Origin of the sequence: Halomonas sp. AOP43-D1-4 (assembly GCF_052446175.1) — a bacterium.
Classification (GTDB): Bacteria; Pseudomonadota; Gammaproteobacteria; order Pseudomonadales; family Halomonadaceae; genus Vreelandella; species Vreelandella citrativorans.
The window spans coordinates 66,886-86,944 of the sequence record NZ_JBQSVY010000005.1 but is presented as its reverse complement, the minus strand read 5'-3'; the positions used below and the strand labels follow the sequence as shown (position 1 = coordinate 86,944).

Annotated in this window: 20 protein-coding genes; 13 read left to right on the top strand and 7 right to left on the bottom strand. The window is 55.0% G+C overall.

Features of this window, described 5'->3' with window-relative positions:
• Nucleotides 1–120: 120 nt before the first annotated feature.
• The 5 genes from ACT3RQ_RS06905 to ACT3RQ_RS06885 all read left to right on the top strand — a co-directional run bounded on the left by ACT3RQ_RS06905 (nucleotide 121) and on the right by ACT3RQ_RS06885 (nucleotide 5,022).
• Nucleotides 121–1,284, top strand: coding sequence for a glycosyltransferase family 4 protein (locus ACT3RQ_RS06905; protein WP_444680182.1), 1,164 nt, complete (start codon nucleotides 121–123; stop codon nucleotides 1,282–1,284).
• The gene (locus ACT3RQ_RS06900) at nucleotides 1,247–1,786 is read left to right on the top strand and encodes a phosphatase PAP2 family protein (protein WP_172117678.1); all 540 of its coding nucleotides are present in this window, start codon (nucleotides 1,247–1,249) and stop codon (nucleotides 1,784–1,786) included. The genes ACT3RQ_RS06905 and ACT3RQ_RS06900 overlap by 38 nt, the downstream gene beginning before the upstream one ends.
• 114 nt (nucleotides 1,787–1,900) lie before the next feature.
• Nucleotides 1,901–3,346, top strand: coding sequence for a sodium/glutamate symporter (locus ACT3RQ_RS06895; RefSeq protein ID WP_444631882.1), 1,446 nt, complete (start codon nucleotides 1,901–1,903; stop codon nucleotides 3,344–3,346).
• A 1,002-nt stretch (nucleotides 3,347–4,348) separates the two neighbouring features.
• Nucleotides 4,349–4,480 carry an entericidin A/B family lipoprotein gene (locus tag ACT3RQ_RS06890; protein ID WP_087108872.1) on the top strand — a complete coding sequence of 44 codons (132 nt, stop codon included), beginning with the start codon at nucleotides 4,349–4,351 and terminating at the stop codon, nucleotides 4,478–4,480.
• A 5-nt stretch (nucleotides 4,481–4,485) separates the two neighbouring features.
• Nucleotides 4,486–5,022 carry a YqiA/YcfP family alpha/beta fold hydrolase gene (locus ACT3RQ_RS06885; RefSeq protein WP_444680181.1) on the top strand — a complete coding sequence of 179 codons (537 nt, stop codon included), beginning with the start codon at nucleotides 4,486–4,488 and terminating at the stop codon, nucleotides 5,020–5,022.
• 17 nt (nucleotides 5,023–5,039) lie between these two features.
• On the opposite strand, the gene ntrC is transcribed toward ACT3RQ_RS06885, so the two are convergent.
• The 4 genes from ntrC to ACT3RQ_RS06865 all read right to left on the bottom strand — a co-directional run bounded on the left by ntrC (nucleotide 5,040) and on the right by ACT3RQ_RS06865 (nucleotide 10,673).
• The gene (gene ntrC, locus ACT3RQ_RS06880) at nucleotides 5,040–6,467 is read right to left on the bottom strand and encodes a nitrogen regulation protein NR(I) (RefSeq protein WP_444680180.1); all 1,428 of its coding nucleotides are present in this window, start codon (nucleotides 6,465–6,467) and stop codon (nucleotides 5,040–5,042) included.
• Entirely contained in the window at nucleotides 6,464–7,522 is a 1,059-nt protein-coding gene (gene glnL, locus ACT3RQ_RS06875) for a nitrogen regulation protein NR(II) (RefSeq protein WP_444680179.1), read from the bottom strand. Before glnL ends, ntrC begins: the two co-directional genes overlap by 4 nt.
• 228 nt (nucleotides 7,523–7,750) lie before the next feature.
• Nucleotides 7,751–9,157, bottom strand: coding sequence for a glutamate--ammonia ligase (glnA, locus tag ACT3RQ_RS06870; RefSeq protein WP_444680178.1), 1,407 nt, complete (start codon nucleotides 9,155–9,157; stop codon nucleotides 7,751–7,753).
• A gap of 487 nt (nucleotides 9,158–9,644) precedes the next feature.
• On the bottom strand, nucleotides 9,645–10,673 hold the full coding sequence (locus tag ACT3RQ_RS06865; RefSeq protein ID WP_444680177.1) for an acyltransferase family protein: 1,029 nt from the start codon (nucleotides 10,671–10,673) through the stop codon (nucleotides 9,645–9,647).
• 165 nt (nucleotides 10,674–10,838) lie between these two features.
• On the opposite strand from ACT3RQ_RS06865, the gene ACT3RQ_RS06860 reads away from it, so the two are divergent.
• The 6 genes from ACT3RQ_RS06860 to ACT3RQ_RS06835 all read left to right on the top strand — a co-directional run bounded on the left by ACT3RQ_RS06860 (nucleotide 10,839) and on the right by ACT3RQ_RS06835 (nucleotide 16,108).
• A complete protein-coding gene (locus ACT3RQ_RS06860) occupies nucleotides 10,839–11,714 on the top strand; it encodes an alpha/beta hydrolase (RefSeq protein WP_444639446.1) in 876 nt (291 codons plus the stop codon).
• Nucleotides 11,715–11,778: 64 nt separating this feature from the next.
• Nucleotides 11,779–12,084, top strand: a complete 306-nt coding sequence (locus tag ACT3RQ_RS06855; protein ID WP_087108882.1) for a hypothetical protein — start codon at nucleotides 11,779–11,781, stop codon at nucleotides 12,082–12,084.
• 382 nt (nucleotides 12,085–12,466) lie between these two features.
• Nucleotides 12,467–13,120, top strand: coding sequence for a hypothetical protein (locus ACT3RQ_RS06850; protein WP_444680176.1), 654 nt, complete (start codon nucleotides 12,467–12,469; stop codon nucleotides 13,118–13,120).
• A gap of 293 nt (nucleotides 13,121–13,413) precedes the next feature.
• Complete coding sequence (locus tag ACT3RQ_RS06845; RefSeq protein WP_444627991.1) at nucleotides 13,414–14,148, top strand: metal ABC transporter ATP-binding protein; 735 nt, start codon at nucleotides 13,414–13,416, stop codon at nucleotides 14,146–14,148.
• On the top strand, nucleotides 14,132–15,022 hold the full coding sequence (locus ACT3RQ_RS06840; RefSeq protein ID WP_172117693.1) for a metal ABC transporter permease: 891 nt from the start codon (nucleotides 14,132–14,134) through the stop codon (nucleotides 15,020–15,022). Before ACT3RQ_RS06845 ends, ACT3RQ_RS06840 begins: the two co-directional genes overlap by 17 nt.
• Nucleotides 15,023–15,043: 21 nt before the next feature.
• Nucleotides 15,044–16,108 (top strand): metal ABC transporter substrate-binding protein, encoded by a 1,065-nt coding sequence (locus ACT3RQ_RS06835; RefSeq protein WP_444680175.1) that lies wholly within the window; start codon nucleotides 15,044–15,046, stop codon nucleotides 16,106–16,108.
• Here ACT3RQ_RS06835 and ACT3RQ_RS06830 read toward each other — a convergent pair.
• Entirely contained in the window at nucleotides 16,105–16,977 is an 873-nt protein-coding gene (locus ACT3RQ_RS06830; protein ID WP_444680174.1) for a LysR family transcriptional regulator, read from the bottom strand. The genes ACT3RQ_RS06835 and ACT3RQ_RS06830 overlap by 4 nt on opposite strands.
• A 147-nt stretch (nucleotides 16,978–17,124) precedes the next feature.
• Here ACT3RQ_RS06830 and ampC point away from each other — a divergent pair, with 147 nt between their 5' ends.
• Together ampC and ACT3RQ_RS06820 are read left to right on the top strand one after the other, a co-directional pair.
• A complete protein-coding gene (gene ampC / locus ACT3RQ_RS06825; protein ID WP_444680257.1) occupies nucleotides 17,125–18,288 on the top strand; it encodes a class C beta-lactamase in 1,164 nt (387 codons plus the stop codon).
• 132 nt (nucleotides 18,289–18,420) lie between these two features.
• Complete coding sequence (locus ACT3RQ_RS06820) at nucleotides 18,421–19,086, top strand: cupin domain-containing protein (protein WP_444680173.1); 666 nt, start codon at nucleotides 18,421–18,423, stop codon at nucleotides 19,084–19,086.
• Here ACT3RQ_RS06820 and ACT3RQ_RS06815 read toward each other — a convergent pair.
• Nucleotides 19,083–19,448: a DUF6164 family protein gene (locus ACT3RQ_RS06815; protein WP_444680172.1), complete on the bottom strand. Its 366-nt coding sequence runs from the start codon at nucleotides 19,446–19,448 to the stop codon at nucleotides 19,083–19,085. The two genes, ACT3RQ_RS06820 and ACT3RQ_RS06815, sit on opposite strands and share 4 nt — an antisense overlap.
• A gap of 1 nt (nucleotide 19,449) precedes the next feature.
• Nucleotides 19,450–19,983, bottom strand: coding sequence for a lactoylglutathione lyase (gloA, locus tag ACT3RQ_RS06810; protein WP_444680171.1), 534 nt, complete (start codon nucleotides 19,981–19,983; stop codon nucleotides 19,450–19,452).
• Nucleotides 19,984–20,059 lie beyond the last annotated feature (76 nt).

Genomic DNA, 20,059 nt, shown 5'->3' with positions numbered 1-20,059 from the left:
ATCAATAGTTAAATAAACGGCGATTGATATTTATGTCACTAGTTTTTCACTGTCCTGACTTGGCAATGTCATCGTTACCGACCACACTAAGTTAAAATATGATTAAGGGGCATATCGTTTATGCGGCTATGTATTGTGAGTGAAACGTGGTCACCCGATATCAATGGCGTTGCGCACACGCTAAGCCGCATTAACCACGAACTGCACCAGCAGGGCGTAACGGTCGATGTGATTCGCCCACGCCCCAAAGTACCCGGAAGCGCTACGCATATTGCCCAGGAAATGCAGGTTAAATCTGTCGCTTTACCTGGCTATGCGGAAGTACAGGTAGGCTTGGTAACGCCCGCTAAGCTGCGCCGCTTCTGGCGTAAGTACCGTCCTGATACGATCTATCTTGCTACCCAAGGCCCGCTTGGCTGGGCGGCACGACATGCGGCGAGGCAACTCAATATTCCTCTGGTGGCGGGCTGGCATACCAACTTTGACCACTACTGCCACGATTACGGCGTGTCCTGGTTATCCTCTGCCACGCGGCGCTATTTGCGCTACTTTCATAATGGTTGTACCACCACGCTGGTCCCCACCCATTTACAAGCCGAGACGCTACGCCGCCAAGGCATCCACGGCGTTCAAGTGCTGTCGCGTGGAATCGACGGAGAGCGCTTTTCACCCACTTTTCGAGATAGCGCGTTACGCCGTCAATGGGGAGTGAGTGACCATCAGCCCGTGGCCATTTATGTCGGTCGTTTAGCCGCTGAGAAAAACCTCACGCTACTCCAGGAAACACTGCAAGCCATGCGTGAAGTGCGCCCGGATATGGCCCAGGTCATTGTGGGTGATGGCCCAGCGCGTGCGCAGCTTGAAAAGGCGCTACCTGATGCACACTTCACCGGGTTCGTCGATAAACATGAATTAGCCCGCCACTATGCCAGCGCCGATATCTTTGTCTTCCCTTCGCTGTCAGAAACCTGGGGCAATGTGATTACGGAAGCCATGGCCAGTGGTCTGGCTGTTGTGGCCTATCGATACGCAGCAAGCGCTGAACTGATCGAAAATGATCAAAACGGAATGACGATAGCGCTTGATGATGGCGACGCGTTTCAGCAAGCGGCCGTCGAGCTTTGCCAACACCCCGCCGACCATGCACGGCTAGGGCGTGTTGCGCGCCTTCGCGCACTTGAGCAAAGCTGGTCGGGCATTGCAGACCAGTTTATACAGTACCTTCAGCAAGCCCAGGAGAATTACCATGCGTCCGCGCCCGCTTGTCGTATTCGATCGTCTTGATTTACTGGAGTGGCGCCTCTGCCAGCGGGTGACACGGCTCAACCTGTTTCGCCCGTGGCGAATTCTCTTGCAAGCCGCCAGCCGAATAGGTGACTGGCCTATCTGGGTACTGCTGATAGCCGCTCAGCCTTGGCTACAGCCGGATGGAATCTGGCGTATGGTGCAATACACCAGCATCGCACTGCTGGCGATGGCGGCTTATCGCTTAATCAAAACGCGCCTGTGCCGCGAGCGGCCCTTTATTACCTACCTGGGTGGCGTGCATTGCGGTGAGCCTGCGCGTGACCGTTACAGTTTCCCCAGTGGCCACACCATGCACGCCGTAATGTTTAGCGTACTGGTGGCGGCTCATACGCCGTGGCTACTTCCTTTGGTGGTGCCACTGGCCCTGCTAATTGCCGTTTCCCGTGTTGGCCTCGGGCTCCACTACATTAGCGATGTTCTTGCAGGCGCCGCTATGGGTTATGGCTTTGCTCTACTTAGCCTCTATTGGGCAGGCTAAGCATTAACTATTCGCCAATTTAACCACGACGCACTACGTTAAAACCAACCCTGTCATTTACTTGGTCTTGTGAAGACGGCATACGTCCTCTCGCATTCATTAAGGAGTGATGTGATGACCATGACGGTTGGTGAACTTTTTATTGCACTGGTGATTATCTCTCTCGCGCTCGTCGCAAGTAATGCGCTGCGGCTTCGGATTGGTTGGCTACGTAGGCTGTTCTTACCCAGTTCCGTCATTGCTGGTCTTGTGCTTTTATTGATGGGCCCGGACGTTATCGGCCGCTTGCTGCCTACTTTTTTTGAAGAGAGCCCCGGCCTTTTCCCCGCGTATGTACAAGAGAGCTGGTCTGCGCTACCTGGCCTTTTGATCAACGTGGTATTTGCTGCCCTCTTTATCGGTAAAACGATTCCTGGCATTCGTACTATCTGGCTGCGCGCAGGCCCCCAGGTCGTTGTTGGACAAACAATGGCGTGGGGCCAATACGTGGTGGGTCTGACGCTGGCGCTGTTGATACTTGCCCCCTTGTTTAATATGAACCCCATGGCGGGTGCCCTTATTGAAATTGGCTTTGAAGGCGGCCATGGTACGGCCGCTGGCATGGCCGATACGTTCGCTGACTTGGGGTTTGAAGAAGGCGCTGACCTTGCACTTGGTCTCGCCACCGTGGGCATTGTTTCCGGTGTACTCATTGGCACGCTCATGATTAACATTGCCGCGCGCCGCAACATCATTACGCCCAGCAACGAGAACGATGAACCTGATGACATGATCCGTGAGGACAGTCGCCCTTCTACTGAAGAGTTTAGCGAATTTAAAAAAGACCTCATGCATGAAGCAGGAACTACTGACCCGCTTAGCCTGCATATTGGGTTGGTGGGCATTGCCATTTTAATAGGTTGGCTGCTGCTCTCTGGCCTACAGTGGATCGAGCAGGTCACCTGGGCAAGCAATGGAGGCCTTGAGATATTAGCGCACGTGCCGCTATTTCCTATCGCGATGATTGGCGGCGTCATCGTCCAGTTAGTGATCACGCGCTTTGGCCTGGAGCACCATGTTTCCACACGCACCATGGCGCGAATTGCTGGCACCGCGCTTGATTTCACCATTGTCGCAGCACTTGCCACGCTGTCACTCACCACCCTGGGGGAATACTTCCTGCCCTTTTTACTGCTTGCCGTCGCCGGCATTGCCTGGGGGTTATTCGTTCTTATCGTGATTGCCCCCCGAGTGATTCCAGAAGGCTGGTTTGAGCGGGGCATTGGAGACTTTGGACAATCCATGGGGGTCACGGTGACGGGCTTATTGCTGATGAGAATGGCGGACCCCAGCAATAAATCCGGCGCGCTTGAGAGCTTTGGCTATAAGCAGCTTATGTTTGAACCGGTGGTAGGTGGTGGGTTATTTACCGCTGCTGCTCTGCCCTTGATAGGCGAGTTTGGTGCGCTCGCCATACTGGGATTTTCGGCTATTTTAACCGTCGGCTGGTTAGTCTTTGGCCTGCTGTACTTCGGACGCATGGTGCCCGACAGAGGCCGTGGCCGCTGGCAGAAACAGTAGCCCGCCGCGTTATGCTCACCCCAAACGATCATGCCCACTTGCGTGGGCATGATCGCTTAGTGTACGTATTCTTTTTAGAACGCGCCGTTGGGCGGTAACCATCAAATATCGGGCGGTATGTCTTCGTGGTTGTCTGTTGTGACCATAAAAGAACTTTTAAACATCATGTATAACCCGATGGCGGAAAACACCAAGAACAGCACAAACATGCATAACATCAATCCCATCGCCATAACGCTTGTTCCTGAAATGCGCGGCTACTGCATTGGCATGTTCTAACCGCTTAGATTTAGTGTGCTGCAAGGATAGACTAAATCGGCGGCGTCATCTGTACAAATCTTTTGCAAATTATAGCCAGGAATCAACAATTTTATAATTTTCAACAACTTAAAAAACACACACAACGCAAAAAAACCACAACGCTTACGCGAAATGGTCATTTTGCATCTCAGCCAATCCCTGGCCTCGACGATTAGCATATCCTTATGCTAATACAAATGAGCGGGTGAATGTCCTTTAACGTCCTGTTCTTCTACTTGGCTCCTGCCTTCCCTTGCTTCCTATCAATCCGCTCATGTTGTTCCTACTCATAATACTGCAGGCTTTAGGCCAACTGCCAACATAAAAACAAAAAACAAACAAAATCAAAAGTTTGAAATAAAAAACACTTTCCTAAAAACAACGAAAACCCTCTTTAGCCGTGTGTAAAAAAGGCACATGCGACAAAAATACCTGCTCATCGAATGGTCACCGTGACACCAATCACCACTTGGGAAGCTGAACGTTTGGCTATTGCTCACTTTATTTCGGCAAAAACGTACTACTTCTTACCCTAACGTGTTATTGCTGGCTAATATAAAGAGAAGGCAAGATACTTCGAAGGCGCGCTTGGTATGGGCTACTGCGTTGCTGATGGCAGCCTTACTGTTTTATGCAAGAATGGTTTTACGCAGGACTGTTTCTACTCACGACTATTTCTGATCAACAAGAAGGGATCATTCAATGAAACGCACATGGGCGATGGGTGTAGTGCTATTAACCACACTGCTGGCGATCAGCGGTTGTAATACGATTCATGGCGCGGGAGAGGATATCTCGGAAGGCGGCCAGGCGATTGAAAGAGCAGCGGAATAACCATAATGATGACCGTCTATCTTTCACACGGCATGGAAAGCGGGCCTGGTGCCTTGAAAATTCAGGCACTCAAAGGGATCGCCGAAACGCTCGATGATTGTGAGCCGGTCGTTATGGATTACCGTGGCATGGCAGAGCCCCCCAGGCGGCTGGATCACCTGTTGGATACTCTGTCAAAACGCAATGATAATCCCGCAGCGTGTGTGCTAGCGGGTTCTAGCTTGGGAGGATGGCTGAGCGCTGCGGTTAGCGCTCAGCATCCCCTTTTAGGTTGTTTTTTACTTGCCCCTGCGCTTGGCTTACCGGCGTACCCTGAAACCTCGCCGATGATTCAGGCTCAGCTTACCCATATCATCCACGGCAGGCAGGATGATGTCGTGCTGCCCGGCCCCGTTATTGAACGCGCCCGATTACAGCAACTCTCGTTACGGATGGTCGATGACGACCATCGTCTTCACGCTAGCCTGGACACCATACTGAGCGACTTTGAGCGTTTTCTAACGCAGTGCCAAGCGCTTACCAAGCAATCAATGCTCGTTTAGCGCGCACAGTGGCAGCGTTATTCGTCTGCCAGGGCGGGTAGCAACGTCTTTAATTTACGCGTTAGTGTATTGCGCCCCCAGCCTAACAATTCTGCTGCTTCTCCTTTACGCCCACCGGTGTGCTTTAACGCCGTCTCAATCAGAATTTTCTCAACGTCGGGTACGGCCTCTTCCAACAGATGTGTATGCCCTTCGGCCAGAGCACGGTCGGCCCATTCCCGAAAGGCGCTGCGCCATTCGCCATGACCGCCGCTTTCAGTTGCCTGGGGGGAGCGTAGCTCTGGCGGTAAATCCTCCACCAGAATTTCACGCCCAGACGCCATTACCGTTAACCAGCGACAGATATTTTCCAGTTGGCGCACGTTACCCGGCCACGCCAGGCGCGTCAGGTGCTCCTCGGTTTCGGCCGTGAGTACCTTGATGTCGGTGGCAAGTTCTTTGGCGGCTTCAGCAAGAAAATGCCGTGTGAGGCGTGGGATATCCTCACGGCGTTCGGCAAGGCGCGGCAAGTGAATGCGGATAACGTTCAGGCGATGGAAAAGGTCCTCACGAAAGCGCCCGTCATCCACCAGCGACTCAAGGTTCTGGTGCGTCGCGGCGATAATCCGCACGTCAACCTTGACCGGGGTGTGCCCGCCCACTCGGTAGAACTCACCGTCGGCCAATACGCGCAGCAAGCGAGTTTGGGTTTCAGCCGGCATATCGCCGATCTCATCCAGAAACAGCGTGCCGCCGTCGGCCTGCTCAAAGCGCCCCTGGCGCTGGGCAGCGGCCCCGGTAAACGCACCTTTCTCGTGGCCAAACAGTTCAGACTCAATCAGATCACGCGGGATGGCCGCCATGTTCAGGGCAATAAACGGCTTGCCCGCCCGGGGGCTGTGCTGGTGGAGTGCCTGGGCTACACGCTCTTTACCGGTGCCCGACTCGCCATTGATGAGCACAGTAATATGCGAATGAGAGAGTCGCCCAATGGCCCGAAACACCTCCTGCATGGCCGGCGCTTCACCAATGATTTCTGCGTTCAAACCTTCGGGAACGCTGATCGGCCGTTGGCGCTCGCGCGCATGAGCCACCGCCCGGCGCACAAGCGCCAGCGCTTCATCCACATCAAACGGCTTGGGCAGGTACTCAAACGCACCGCCTTGATAAGAGGCCACTGCGCTGTCGAGATCCGAATGAGCGGTCATGATGATGACCGGCAAATCCGGGTGCGCCTCACGGATGTGCGACATAAGATCCAGCCCATCAATGCCCGGCATGCGAATGTCAGTCACCAGCACATCCGGTGGGGTTGTCAGCAGTCGTTCCAGTACGGTATCGGCGCGTTCTATGCACTCTACATCAAGATCCGGCTGTGCCAATGCACGTTCAAGCACCCAGCGGATAGCGCGATCGTCATCCACAACGACCACCCGTGCAACCTCGTTACGTGTCGCCTCTATCATGATGCTTCTCCGGTACAATTAATAACCAATGGAATCAGTAAGCGGAACTCGGTGTGCCCGGGACGTGAGTCACATTCAATCAACCCTTGATGCTGATGCAGGATCGACTGAGCGATGGACAACCCCAACCCGCTGCCTTCAGCACGCCCTGACACCATCGGGTAGAAGAGCGTCTCTTTAAGTCCTTCCTGGATACCAGGGCCGTTATCGATCACACCCACCTCGCTCACTAACCGGTGGCGCTCAGCACCCAGGGTGAACTGACGCCGGGCACGGGTGCGCAGCATCAATTCGGGCACAGGGGTCTCGGCATCGCTCATGGCCTGCACGGCGTTCCTGGCCACGTTAAGCACGGCCTGGATCATCTGCGCCTCATCCCCGGAAAGGTCCGGCAGGCTAGGGTCGTAATCGCGGTGGATGGTGATATTCGGATGTTCAGCCACCAGCAGCGTTCTTACCCGCTCCAGCACTTTGTGGATGTTCACCGGCGCGTGCTTAACAATGCGATTCGGGCCAAGCATCGAATCCACCAGATCACGCAAGCGGTCAACCTCCTCCACGATGATATGGGTAAACTCACGCAATTCAGGCTTATCCAGGTCACGCTCTAATAGCTGAGCCGCCCCGCGGATGCCGCCCAGCGGATTTTTCACTTCATGGGCCAAGCCTCGGGCTAGCACTTTGATGGTTTCCTGGCGCGTGGTTAGCGCTTCCTCGCGGGAAATTTGCATCAAGCGGTCACGAGGCTCTACTTCCAGCAGAAGCTCGTCTGCCGACAGGGGCGTCACGGTGTAATCCACCGTCAGCGCGTCACCGTTAACCGGGGTAATGCGCGCCTCGCGCTGGGTGTAGGGATGAAAGGCATCCCGCGCCTTGGCCAACACCTGGTCGATACTTTCATCACCGCCCAGCAGGGTATCCAGGCTGCTCCCCTGCACACGGCTAAAGCTTACTGCCAACAGCGCTTCGGCGGCAGGGTTCATCCAGCGTACGCGGAGCTCACCGTCCAGCAGCAGCACTGCCATGGAGAGATGTTCTAGTAAACGCTGATACATGACGTGTCCTGAATATCGCTGATAAAAATGTTCAATGCTTAAGAGAAACTGCAAAAAGCGCGCCAGGCCTTGATTCAACGAGCGTTAAGCGCGCAGCCTGCCATGGTCGATCCATCACATGCACCATTTTAGTGCATGGAGCACCGTTAAGGCGCACCCTTTCACTGGTTAAGTGCAATAAAAAACCCCGCCGAAGCGGGGTTTCAAAGCTATCGCGTTACACCGCTATTAGCAGCTGTAGTACATATCAAATTCGATGGGGTGCGTGGTCATGCGAATACGCTCCACTTCTTCCATCTTGAGTCCGATGTAGGCATCAATCATATCGTCGGTGAACACGCCACCTTCGGTCAGGAACGCACGGTCAGCGTCGAGCGCTTCCAGGGCCTGGTCCAGGCTGTTGGCAACGGTCGGTACCAACTTGCCTTCTTCTGGTGGCAGGTCGTACAGGTTCTTGTCCATGGCATCGCCAGGATGAATCTTGTTCTTGATGCCATCGATACCCGCCATTAGCAGGGCAGCAAACGACAGGTACGGGTTAGCGGTCGGGTCAGGGAAGCGGGTTTCAACGCGCTTGCCTTTGGGGCTTACCGTATAGGGAATCCGGATAGAGGCGGAACGGTTACGGGCACTGTAAGCCAGCATAACCGGCGCTTCAAACCCCGGCACCAAACGCTTGTACGAGTTGGTAGAGGCGTTGGTGAAGGCGTTCAGAGCGCGTGCGTGCTTGATCACACCGCCGATGTAATACAGCGCCATTTCCGACAGGCCTGCGTACTCATCACCGGCAAACTGGTTCTGACCATCTTTCCAGAACGACTGGTGAATATGCATACCAGAACCGTTGTCGCCAACCAGCGGCTTGGGCATGAAGGTCGCGGTTTTGCCGTACGCGTGGGCCACGTTGTGGATCACGTACTTCATTTCCTGAACTTCGTCCGCCTTCTTCACCAGCGTATTGAATTTAACGCCGATCTCGTTCTGCCCCGCATTCGCCACTTCGTGGTGGTGAACTTCAACGGTCTGACCAATCGCTTCCAGGGTGTTACACATAGCGCCACGGATATCGTGGAAGCTGTCGACCGGAGGAACCGGGAAGTAACCGCCTTTAACGCGCGGACGGTGCCCCAGGTTGCCGCCCTCTACCTGATTACTGGTCGCCCAGGCGCCCTCGTCGGAAGAAATCTTGTACATGGAACCCTGAATATCAGACTTCCAATGTACTTCGTCAAAAATAAAGAATTCAGGCTCCGGACCGAAGAAAGCAGTATCGCCCAGGCCGGTAGACTCCAGGTACGCCTCAGCGCGCTTAGCGATAGAACGCGGGTCACGGTCATAGCCCTGCATCGTGGCAGGCTCGATGATATCGCAACGCAAAATCAGAGTAGCGTCTTCGGTGAAGGGGTCGAGGAAAGCAGTGCCGTCTTCCGGGCGCAGGATCATGTCGGATTCGTTAATGCCTTTCCAGCCCTCGATTGAGGAGCCATCGAACATTTGGCCATTCTCGAAGAACTCTTCGTCTACATCGCGGGCAGGCACGGTAACGTGCTGCTCTTTACCACGAGTATCGGTGAAACGCAGATCCACCCACTTAACATCATGTTCTTCAATTAGCGCGAGAGTCTTGGCTGACATTGTGCCTCCGATATGGGCGTGGCTTAAAGCATGTAACAGTAAGCTATCGATAAAAGTGTTATTAGACAAACCCCGTCATTTAATAAAGTGCGTGCCTGACAGGCCTATCCTTTTTATTCGCTTAACGTTTGCCTGAAATTGAATCACACATCGCCTAGCGATCATTTCAAACCGGCTATTGTTGTAGCACGCCGAGAGGCATCTGCCTACGGTGGCTAGCCGCTGACAAATATAATGCAGAGAACATGCCAACCCTGCACCAACATGTCCTACGAAATCACTAACCTGTTGTTTTAAAGTATATAAAAAATGCGCCTGCATGCCTCTCTATGACGCATAAATATTTCCCGAGGCTTCTAAACACACGCTGACCTGTTTTTTTGACCCAAAATAGATCAAATATAAGTATAAGCGCACCTAATTGGCGCATAAAAAGACATTGAGCGCCCCTCTCAGCTTCCAGCCCACCGCACGGCGCGTCAACGCCCTACACTTTTAGCCGCTTGCCAAACATCATGGCCCCGGCTTTTGTGGTGTTCGCCATTTTATTGAGCAGGATAGAGCCCGTGGCACCCATCACTATCAGCAACAGCACGTAAACCGTGATAGGCAACGCCAACGGCATCACCAACGCATCGGTAATGGCAAAAAACATGGGGTGCGCCAGGTAAATACCAAACGAATACTGATTGATATAGCGCACCCAGCGAGGCGCTGTAATGTCTTTTAAATAACGCATCGCTACAAGCGTTGAGAGCATGAACAGCGGTATCACCCACACCTCCTTGGAGGAGAACTGCAACCACCCCGCCACACTGGCCGCGACCAGCAAGCAAACCAACACGACCAACCACAAAGGCCACGACAGGTACTGCATCCATAAAGGCCGCAGCGGTGCCTGGGCTCCACTATCAAAGGGGTAGTAACGCACCAACACCAGGGCCAGAAAGAACAGATATATCCAGCCCAGAGGCGCCACCCAGAGCAGATACCCCGGCAGCGCCACACCCAGCCAATACGCTACTCCCCAGTACGTCATACTCACCCAACAACTCACCCACAGCCACGGCACCGGGTTAAAGCGCCACAGCTGCCAGCGGGTAAACAGCCAATAAGCGATATAAAACTGCATGGCGATAATCAAGAAATAACCGTGCCACCCGGCGAAAACAAAGTATTCCAGCGCATTGGCGGCAAAGCCTACTGGCTCCCCTGCCATATACAGCTGAACCCACTCGGCCGTCGAGTAGATAAAGCCATATACCAGATAAGGCAGCATGACGTACTTCACCCGTTGGGCCAAAAAGCCAGGCGGCACTGCCTTGCCATAGCGCATGGCAAACACAAACACTGAAATGAACAAAAAGATCGGCGTGCCCAATACCAGCGGCAGGCGCATCAGGTCGGTGGCCAGGTTATCCACACGCTGATTAACGTGGTCCAGCAAATGAAATAAAAACACGGCCACGCAGCCGTATGCACGCAACCAGTAAATTTCCTCTATCCTTTTATGCATACCTGCTCCGTGTATGCCTGACATTCGCCTGCGCTGAACAGTCTCGGCGGGTACGGTGTACGACGCTATAACCTTGCGATAATTCCCGGAGGCTGTTTGTCGCTCTTCTCATTTTCAAGTGTATTTCACGGGTTGTTACGTTCCTTGTTGACCAGCCTGGCAGCCCTGGCGGGCCTATGGAGCCTGTTTAACACCGCCGTTGCTGGCGAGGTGCACTACGCCACCTTTGACTCGCCCACGCTGGGCCACGCCTACCCTTACACCGTGTATCTACCCGACCATTATGACGCCACTGCCGCCGAGCCTTACCCAGTGGTTTATCTGCTCCATGGCTCTTTTGGCAACGAACGAGACTGGCTAGCCAAGGGCAACCTTGCCCAAACTGCTGATCGTTTGATTCGCGCTGGACACATTCCGCCGGCCGTTTTCATCATGCCCGGTAGTCGCAGCTGGTGGGTAGACGGCCATAATGAGGCCGCCCGCAGCGCCTTTTTTAACGACTTGATGCCGCATGTTGAAAACCAGTACCGAGTGGGCGCCACGCGAGCGCTTCGCGGCGTAGGCGGACTATCCGCCGGAGGGTTTGGCGCGCTTAATTTTGCCCTGGAAAAGCCCGAGATGTTTGCCGCCGCCGCAGCGCTAAGCCCGGCAAGCTATCTTCCGTATCCGCCGAGCAACTCCTCAGCACACCGCCATCCCGCGTTCTTGGATGAACAAGGCCATTTTGATACGGCTTTATGGGACCAGCTCAACTACCCCGCTTACCTTGAAGCGTATCGCATTAACGTAACGCCCCGGCCCAGCGCAGAAGAGAGCGACATCCCGATCGTGCCACTTTACATTAGCGCAGGCCGCAGCGATGTGTACGACGCCGAGTTTCACGCCCGTAAGCTACGCCAAGCCATGGAACGCATTCAACCTAATGATGTACGCTTGGACCTCTACCCCGGCGGGCACACTTGGCGCGTTTGGCGTGCCAGTCTACCTGCGGCCTTAACCTTTATGTTTCAGCATATTGGCAAAGGTCCCATTAACCCATAACTAGCAAAACTAATAAAAACCAAACTACACTTGTGTTTTTCGGCCCACTTACAAGGAAACCACGATGCATCGACATATCGAATGGGAAGACCCCGGCAAAGACAGCGTATCCAAACTGTTTGCTAACGACCACCATGAACACGCCCGCATTGGCACCGGCGATATTTTATCCGCCCGCTACCAAGGCAAAATTGTCCACGTAAAAGTGGAAGCCTACCGAGAAGAAGACGCCGTTAGTATTGGCAGCGTTGCCGCCATCATGGACACCAAAGGCCACCATATTAAAGGCCTTCCTGATCTCAACATCGGTGACATTGTCCGGCTCCCCGATGACAAGCGCGCCTTTGAACACTGGGACAAGGACAAATAAGCGGTTCCAGCACCGTTATGACAAAGAGCCTCCATTGAGGCTCTTTTGCTTAAAGCTGAACGCTAGCGTTAATTTCAAGGCAGCGCTAAAGCCTCGCCACCTTTCAAGTATTAACCCATTCAAGCAGCGCGGCAGTAACCGTTAGCGCACCCGCGATGGAGGGATGGCCATCTAAATACCCCCAACTCATTATCGCTCGCGCAGGGATCAACTTTTCCATTATCGCTCATATCGACTACTGACGGTTCATCCCCGCCTGTGCGGGGATCGCCTTTAAGCGCCATTGACCTTAGTCATACTTAGCGATTAGCCGCCGCGCAAACCGCCTTTCACGTACATGCTACGCTTAATGCCATCCCCCTTTGATGACAGGACTTTCCCGATGCGTTTACACCCTCTTTTAGGCGTACTGCTGTGCGTTGTGGCACTGCCAGCCTTGGCGCAAACAACCGATGAGTGGGCGGGTTACGACGATGTATTTGAGCGCGGTGCGCGGCAGGCCAATATGTGGGAGTGGGGCTGGACAGGTATTTATGGCGCAAGCCTTGTAGTGGATGCTTACCAGGCCAGCGAAGCAAGCGACCGCGATGACCGTTTTGATGCGCGGATCGGTGTGGTGAAATCAGCCTTGGCGCTTGGCGGGGTGTTGCTGGATAGCCAGCCACACCAGGCGGCGTTGGCGCAGTACGAGCGTTTAAAAGCCCGTGGTGAGCTAAGCGGTGTGCAAGCGCTGGGGTTGGAACTTGCCCAGGCCGAGCGGGCACGCCGTGGCTGGGGTGAGCGGGTGAACTCACTGGTGATCAACAGCATTGCGGGCGGTATTATTGCGGCCGATGGCCGCGAGCGCGACGGGGCGATGAACTTTGCCATGGGCATGCTGGTCAATGAGCTTCAGATTTGGACCCAGCCCAACCAGGCGTCATCCGCTATTAACCGTTTTCAGCCCGCCCGCGTTTCGCTTGGCCCAGTGACGATGGACGGTGAATATGCGCTGCTGGTCTCTCCCCAGCAGATTAGCGCTACATGGCGTTACTAAAACGCCCTGTGGATAAGTTACTTTGGGATGAGTGTGTGAGCGCGTTTGTCATTGTCACGACGCGGTAAGCACGTAAAATATTCAGCAATTTTTTTGGCTTCGCCAATTGTTATGTTATAACTTATTCTATTATTAAGAGGGTACTCTGTGAGTCATCGCACGCACCGCCATAACCGGGAGGGGCCTTGCCACTTCTCTTTAATGTCATTGTCGGCCACGAAACGGCTGCTACTGGTGACGATACCGCTTGTGGCGCTGTGGGCGCTGGTGGTGTGGGCTGGTGGGTGGCCTAAATGAGTCAGCGCACAACATCACGCTTACAGCTTAAGAATTTGCACTTGGCCCAGGGGCATCGCACCGTGCTTGAGCATGTGGATGGCGATATCAGGCCGGGGGCTATTACGGCGTTAGTGGGTGCCAATGGGGCCGGTAAAAGCACTCTGATCCAGGCCATTATGGGCGAACTTCGCCCGGCAGGTGGCAACGTCATATGCAGCGTTCCTTCTGAGCGCCGTGCCTGGCTGCCCCAGCAGTTGGCGCTGGACTTAACCTTTCCCATGAGCGTGGAGGAGTTGGTCATGACCGGCAGTTGGCCAAGCCATGGGGCACTAAAAGGCTACTGTGCGGCGCACTACCGTAAAGGTCGCGACATCATGGCGCGCTTGGGTATTTCGCACTTGGCTCACCGCCCGTTAGGCGAGCTTTCCGGTGGCCAGCGCCAGCGGGCCTTGATTGGGCGTACGTTAATGCAGGAAGCCGAGCTGTTACTGCTGGATGAGCCTTTTGCCAACGTGGACAGCGACACGGTCGATATTTTAATCCGTATCCTGCGCCAGATGGCCGATGACGGTACGACGATTATTATTGTTCTGCACGATATGGACCATTTACGCCGCTTGGCCGATGAAATATTGATGTTAAACGGCGGCCATGCCCGCTGGGTGGCACCCAGTGAACTACATCATCAGCCACTGCCCGCCCAGGCAGTACCTTTTACACTGGGGGAGCACCATGCTGGAACTGCTTAATACGTGGCTGATTGCGCCGTTTGATTACGGCTTTATGCGCCGCGCGGTGGTCGGTGGGTTAGCGCTGTCCATTGCGGCCCCGCCCTTGGGCGTTTTTCTGGTGCTACGCGGCATGAGTCTGATCGGCGATGCCTTGGCGCACGCCATTATGCCGGGCGTGGCAATCGGCTTTTTACTGGCCGGGTTCTCGCTGCCCATTATGAGTATTGGCGGCGTATTGTGCGGGTTAATGGTGGCGCTACTTGCCGGGGCAGTATCGAAGATAGGCGGCCAGCGTGAAGATGCGGCCATGGCGAGCTTTTTTATTATCTCGCTGGCGGCGGGGGTCATGCTGATCTCGATGGGAGGCAGCAGCGTTGACTTAACCCACGTTCTGTTTGGGTCGATTTTGGCCGTTAACGCCACTGCATTACTACTGATTGCAGGCATCAGCACGCTGATTCTGGTGACCCTAGCGATCATCTTCCGCGCGCTGGTGGTGGAGTGTTTGGACCCGCTTTTTTTACGCGGCCAAAACCGCCGCAACGGCTGGGTGCACAGCGTGTTTTTAGCCTTGCTGGTGCTCAACATGACGGCGGGCTTTCAAACGCTGGGCACGATGATGGCGGTAGGTTTAATGATGCTGCCCGCCACTGCCGCGCGTTTTTGGAGTAGGCGCCTTGAAGGCTTGATGGCGATTGCCGTTGTGATCGCCATGGTCGCCAGTACCGGTGGCTTGCTGCTCTCTTTTCATCTGGATATTCCCTCGGGGCCGAGCATTATTCTGCTGGCCGGCGTGGGCTATCTTTTCTCGGCGATGTTTGGGCGCTACCACAGCCTGGCTGCCCGGCTAAGGCGTAAAACAGCCCCGCTCAGTGCTGAGGCATCTACGTAACATCATTCAACAGGAGTCGGTATGTCTTTACGGTTATCTTCGCGCTTATTGGTTGGCGTATCCGCCATGTTGGCACTGCCCGCGGCCATCGCAGCAGACCGCGTTCAGGTGGTGACAAGCTTCTCCATCCTGGCCGATATGGTCGAGAACGTGGGCGGTGAGCACGTTGAAGTAACATCGCTGGTGGGGCCTGACGGTGATTCGCACGTCTACTCCCCTCGCCCAAGCGATGCACGCGCACTGACAGAAGCGGATCTTGTGGTATTCAACGGCCTACTGTTCGAAGGCTGGATGGAGCGGCTCATTGAATCCAGCGGCTACAACGGCGCATTGATAACGGCCACCGATGGCATTAACAAGCTCGACTACCATGATCATGGGCACGACCACGGGCATGACCACGACCATGATCACGGACACGACCATGATCACGGACACGACCATGCGCATGGTGAATTTGATCCTCATGCCTGGCAGGATATGGCCCAAGCGCGGATTTACGTTGCCAATATTCGTGACGGGTTGATTGAGGCCGATGAAACTAACGCCGATGAGTACCAAGCTAACGCCGATAATTACCTGGCCAGCATGGCAGAAGTCGATGCTGAAATTCGTGAGCTCATCAGCGAGATCCCGGCCTCAACCAGCGTGATTACTGGCCACGACTCCTTTGGCTACTTCTCGAATGCTTACGGCGTCAACTTTTTGGCACCTACCGGCTTATCAACCGAAGTAGAACCCAGCGGCGCCAGCATGGCCGAGCTGGTGGACGTGATCAACGACCAGAACGTACAAGCCCTGTTCCATGAAAACATGACCAATCCTGCGGTCATTCAGCAACTTTCTGAAGAGACGAGCCTGCCGATTGCCGGAACACTGTATGCCGATGCGCTCTCTTCCGAGGGCGAAGCGAGCACTTACCTTGGCATGATGCGCCACAATGCGGTAGTGCTGCACGAAGCACTGGCCCAACCGGGCCATGATGACCATGCGCATGACGGCCACGACCATGCACATGACGATCATGACCATGACCATGACCATGACCACGGGCATGATCACAGCGAGCATAGCCATAGCCACTAGGCATTGGTTGCCAGGGTCAGCCACTCTCTAAAACAGGCCATGGCCTGGGTTTCTGGCCGCGACTGTAAGCGCGTCAGCCAGTACCCGCCTAAACTCACCGCGGTGCTGAACGGTTGTACCAAAGCACCGCTGGTGAGCGGGCGTGAGAACATTGAAGGCGGCGCCAGGGCAATGCCTGCACCCTGCTGTGCGGCTTCTATCATGGCAATAGAAGAGTCAAACACGATACTTCTTGGCACAGAAACACTGCTTGATAACCCCGCCGCCAGTAGCCACTGCGTCCACTCATCGGTGCGATAAGAGCGTAGCCATGTTTCACCCACGACATCAGCCGGCGTCTTTAGCCGGGTGGCGATGTCAGGCGTGCACATGACCGACAGCGAGGCTGGCAACAAGGGCTGGGCCGCAATACCGTGCCAGGCGCCCGTTCCAAAGCGGATAGCAAAGTCGAACCCGTCCGCAGCCATATCCGTACGGTTGTTATGGGTCGAAAGGCGCAGATCAATAAACGGATAACGCTCCTTAAAGTCAGCAAGCCTGGGCAACAACCAGCCGACGGCGAACGTGCCCACCGCGCCCACATTCAATACCTCCCGGTAGTTCTGCTCGCCTAATTGATCCAGCGTGTGCGTAATCTGATCAAACGACGCCTTGAGGACCGGCAGTAGCATTTCGCCCTCTTGCGTTAACATCAGCCCGCGCGGCAGGCGGGTGAACAGCGCTACCTTCAACTGGCTCTCCAGCAGTTTTACGTGATGACTTACGGCCGCTTGCGTCACGCATAGCTCGGCAGCCGCTCGGGTAAAACTCAGGTGCCTGGCCGACGCTTCAAAGGCACGCAGGGCTTTTAGTGGTAAGTAGGGACGCACGACACAGACCCCCAAATTTTTCTAATGGCTTATGCAAAATATCGCTGTTTGTCACCTTGTACGGTTCGCCGTAACGTAAGCAACGAATCAGCGGGGCCAACACCCGATGTTAACCAACAACACGTAACGGGTTTTCTGATGAACAAGATGTTAACAGCAAAGAATGCGCTTATTGTGGCAGGTTCGTTTCTTATCAGCGCTTTTGGCTATGCGAATGATGATCCGCGCAGTCTGCCGGTGGCGTCGGTGGTCAACGACACTATCGTAGCCTTGATGGACGCGCACAGTATCCCGGGCATGGCCGTAGCGGTGAGCGTTAGGGGCACACCCTATTACTTTAATTATGGGGTCGCCGATCAAGAGGCTGGCGTGCCGGTAACTACCGATATGCTGTTTGAGCTGGGTTCCGTCAGCAAGACGTTTACGGCGACGCTGGCGGCTTACGCTCAGGCCAGCGGTGCTCTGTCACTTTCTGACTCCGCCAGCCAGTACCTGCCAGCCCTTGAAGGAAGCGCCTTTGATAACATCAGCCTATTGGAACTGGGCACCTACACGGCGGGTGGGCTGCCGTTGCAGTTTCCAGATAGCGTCAACAACGAAGACGACATGGTCGCCTACTACCGCCAGTGGGCACCGACGTATGCGCCCGGCACCCATCGACTCTATTCAAATCCGAGCATTGGATTACTCGGTTACCTGACCGCCCAGCGGCTTGGAAAACCTTACGCCCAGTTGATGGAAGCGCACGTGTTTTCAGCACTCGGCCTTGAACACAGCTACTTGCAGGTACCTGAAGACGCGCAGGCGAACTACGCCTTCGGGTACTCAAAAGAGGGTGAGCCGATTCGGGTGAACCCCGGCGTATTGGATGCAGAGGCCTACGGGGTAAAGTCGAATAGCGCCGATATGCTGGCGTTCATTAACGCCAACATGGACAACTCAGCGGTGGATGAACCGCTGCGCGAAGCACTGGAAGCAACCCGGATGGGTTACGTCAACGTGGGCGATATGACCCAAGGCCTCGGTTGGGAGCGCTATGCCTACCCTGTGTCGCTTGACCAGCTACAAGCAGGCAATTCAATGGAGATGGTGCTGGAGGCGAACGAGGCCGAGCAGCTTCAGCCACCGTTACCGGCAGATGACGATGTGTGGTTTAACAAGACGGGCTCAACCAATGGCTTTGGCGCTTATGTCGCCTTTGTACCCAGCCAGCAAATAGGCATCGTGATGCTCGCCAACCGCAATTATCCCAACCAGGCACGTATTGAGGCCGCCCACCATATTCTGACGACGCTTGCGGCGACGCCCTGAAAAAAAACCGCCTTTATGCCACGAGCCTTCCTAAAGGCTCGTCATTAAAGCGCTCTTTTATGCATTGCATTTTGGGTGGTGGATAAGGAGACTTGCACTACCGCGATCCCCCCACTGCAAAGAGCCAACACCATGCGCCTTAACGCCGACTTTAGCCACTTTGCCTGCGTAACGCCGGACCAATATCAATGGGTCGATTCGCCCAGTGCAGGCGTCACACGCATGATGCTTGATCGCATCGGCGAGGAAGTCGCCAGAGCGACCAGCCTGGTACGCTACGCGCCCAATAGTCAGTTCACCGCACATACCCACGACGGCGGGGAAGAGATCCTTGTACTAGAGGGCGTGTTCGGTGATGAACACGGCCGCTACCCCGCGGGCACCTATCTGCGTAATCCTATCGGTACGGGCCACACCCCGCACATAGGCGATGAGGGCGCGCTCATCCTGGTGAAGCTTCACCAGTTTGCAGCCAATGACATTCTTCAACTGGCCGTTCCTGCTCACCGTTTACCTTGGCAGCCGGACCGTCGCCTAGGCATTACCTATAAAATGCTGCATACCTTTCACCAGGAGCGCGCCAGCCTGGAGCGGTGGGAGGCGGGCGTGACGATTGCCTACCCGACGCTGGGCGGTGGCCTGGAAGCGTTTGTTCTGGAAGGCACCTTGTGCGACGGCGATACCGAATACCCGACGGGCAGCTGGTGTCGCTACCCTCCCGGCGCCGCTCCCCAACTTAGCGCGGGCAGCGAAGGGGTCAAACTCTACTTAAAACGCGGGCACCTGCGGCTTGATTAACGTGTCAGGCCAAGAAATGGCAGCAGCGTAAGCAGTACCACCATGACGACCGCCACTATTACCAGGGTGACCTGAAAGGGATGCGCCGCCAAGCGGCGCCATAAGGTAGGTGCATCGCCTTGGCTCACGGCCTCGGCGTGCGCTTGCCGAGCCTTGGTGAAGCGCTCGGCTTGATACACCGCCAGTGCCGCTTCGGCCGCCTCACGCTGGGTTTCATCACGCAGCCAGATAGCGTCCACCCCTAAGCGGAAAAAACCGGCCTGCGTTTCATAGGTATCAAAACCATGTTCTGCCAGTAGTGAGCGGACTTCCATGGCTTCTTCATCGGTAACGTAGCGCAGCCGAAACAGCAAGTGTGCCATATCAGTCGCCCATCGCCGCCATTAGGTCGGCCTGGATAACTTCGATCCAGTAGCCGTCCGGGTCTTTCACAAAAATGACGCCCTGCATTTTGCCTTGGTCCGCCCGCTTTATGAACGTCACATCGTGCTCATCAAACCACGCCTGGGCCGCTTCCAAGTCCGGCACGCTAAAGCAGATATGTCCAAAGCCCTGCGGTTCGGCATTGCCATCGTGGTAGGCAAAATCGTCCTGGTCTTCGGTGCCCCAGTTATGGGTAAGTTCTAACAGCCCCTTTTGGCTGAAGGTCCAGGCCGTACGCGCCTGGGTATCTTCCGGCACCTGGTCGTTGGCTTCCAGGTTCGCCAGAAAGTAGAGCGAAAACTGCATCTCTTCGAAATCCAGCCGACGCAGCACCTGCATGCCAAATACCTGGGAGTAAAAGGCCAATGAACGCTCGGGGTCTTTCGCCCGCAGCATCGTATGGTTTAAGCGAAACCCTTGGGTTTTCGCAGGGGCCGGACGAACGCCTTTATGCTGTTCACCTTGCAAAGTCATCTTGGGCTCCTTGTGGGAATTATGCTGTTAAATGAATTGATTGAGCGGTTATCTTTGACAAAAACCATACCGTGTA

Excerpts from the sequence above, each read along its gene's own strand:
- ACT3RQ_RS06905 (WP_444680182.1), top strand. The coding sequence starts at position 121 with ATGCGGCTATGTATTGTGAGTGAAACGTGGTCACCCGATATCAATGGC.
- ACT3RQ_RS06900 (WP_172117678.1), top strand. The coding sequence starts at position 1,247 with ATGCGTCCGCGCCCGCTTGTCGTATTCGATCGTCTTGATTTACTGGAG.
- ACT3RQ_RS06895 (WP_444631882.1), top strand. The coding sequence starts at position 1,901 with ATGACCATGACGGTTGGTGAACTTTTTATTGCACTGGTGATTATCTCT.
- ACT3RQ_RS06890 (WP_087108872.1), top strand. The coding sequence starts at position 4,349 with ATGAAACGCACATGGGCGATGGGTGTAGTGCTATTAACCACACTGCTG.
- ACT3RQ_RS06885 (WP_444680181.1), top strand. The coding sequence starts at position 4,486 with ATGATGACCGTCTATCTTTCACACGGCATGGAAAGCGGGCCTGGTGCC.
- ntrC (WP_444680180.1), bottom strand. The coding sequence starts at position 6,467 with ATGATAGAGGCGACACGTAACGAGGTTGCACGGGTGGTCGTTGTGGAT.
- glnL (WP_444680179.1), bottom strand. The coding sequence starts at position 7,522 with ATGTATCAGCGTTTACTAGAACATCTCTCCATGGCAGTGCTGCTGCTG.
- glnA (WP_444680178.1), bottom strand. The coding sequence starts at position 9,157 with ATGTCAGCCAAGACTCTCGCGCTAATTGAAGAACATGATGTTAAGTGG.
- ACT3RQ_RS06865 (WP_444680177.1), bottom strand. The coding sequence starts at position 10,673 with ATGCATAAAAGGATAGAGGAAATTTACTGGTTGCGTGCATACGGCTGC.
- ACT3RQ_RS06855 (WP_087108882.1), top strand. The coding sequence starts at position 11,779 with ATGCATCGACATATCGAATGGGAAGACCCCGGCAAAGACAGCGTATCC.
- ACT3RQ_RS06850 (WP_444680176.1), top strand. The coding sequence starts at position 12,467 with ATGCGTTTACACCCTCTTTTAGGCGTACTGCTGTGCGTTGTGGCACTG.
- ACT3RQ_RS06845 (WP_444627991.1), top strand. The coding sequence starts at position 13,414 with ATGAGTCAGCGCACAACATCACGCTTACAGCTTAAGAATTTGCACTTG.
- ACT3RQ_RS06840 (WP_172117693.1), top strand. The coding sequence starts at position 14,132 with ATGCTGGAACTGCTTAATACGTGGCTGATTGCGCCGTTTGATTACGGC.
- ACT3RQ_RS06835 (WP_444680175.1), top strand. The coding sequence starts at position 15,044 with ATGTCTTTACGGTTATCTTCGCGCTTATTGGTTGGCGTATCCGCCATG.
- ampC (WP_444680257.1), top strand. The coding sequence starts at position 17,125 with ATGTTAACAGCAAAGAATGCGCTTATTGTGGCAGGTTCGTTTCTTATC.
- ACT3RQ_RS06820 (WP_444680173.1), top strand. The coding sequence starts at position 18,421 with ATGCGCCTTAACGCCGACTTTAGCCACTTTGCCTGCGTAACGCCGGAC.
- ACT3RQ_RS06815 (WP_444680172.1), bottom strand. The coding sequence starts at position 19,448 with ATGGCACACTTGCTGTTTCGGCTGCGCTACGTTACCGATGAAGAAGCC.
- gloA (WP_444680171.1), bottom strand. The coding sequence starts at position 19,983 with ATGACTTTGCAAGGTGAACAGCATAAAGGCGTTCGTCCGGCCCCTGCG.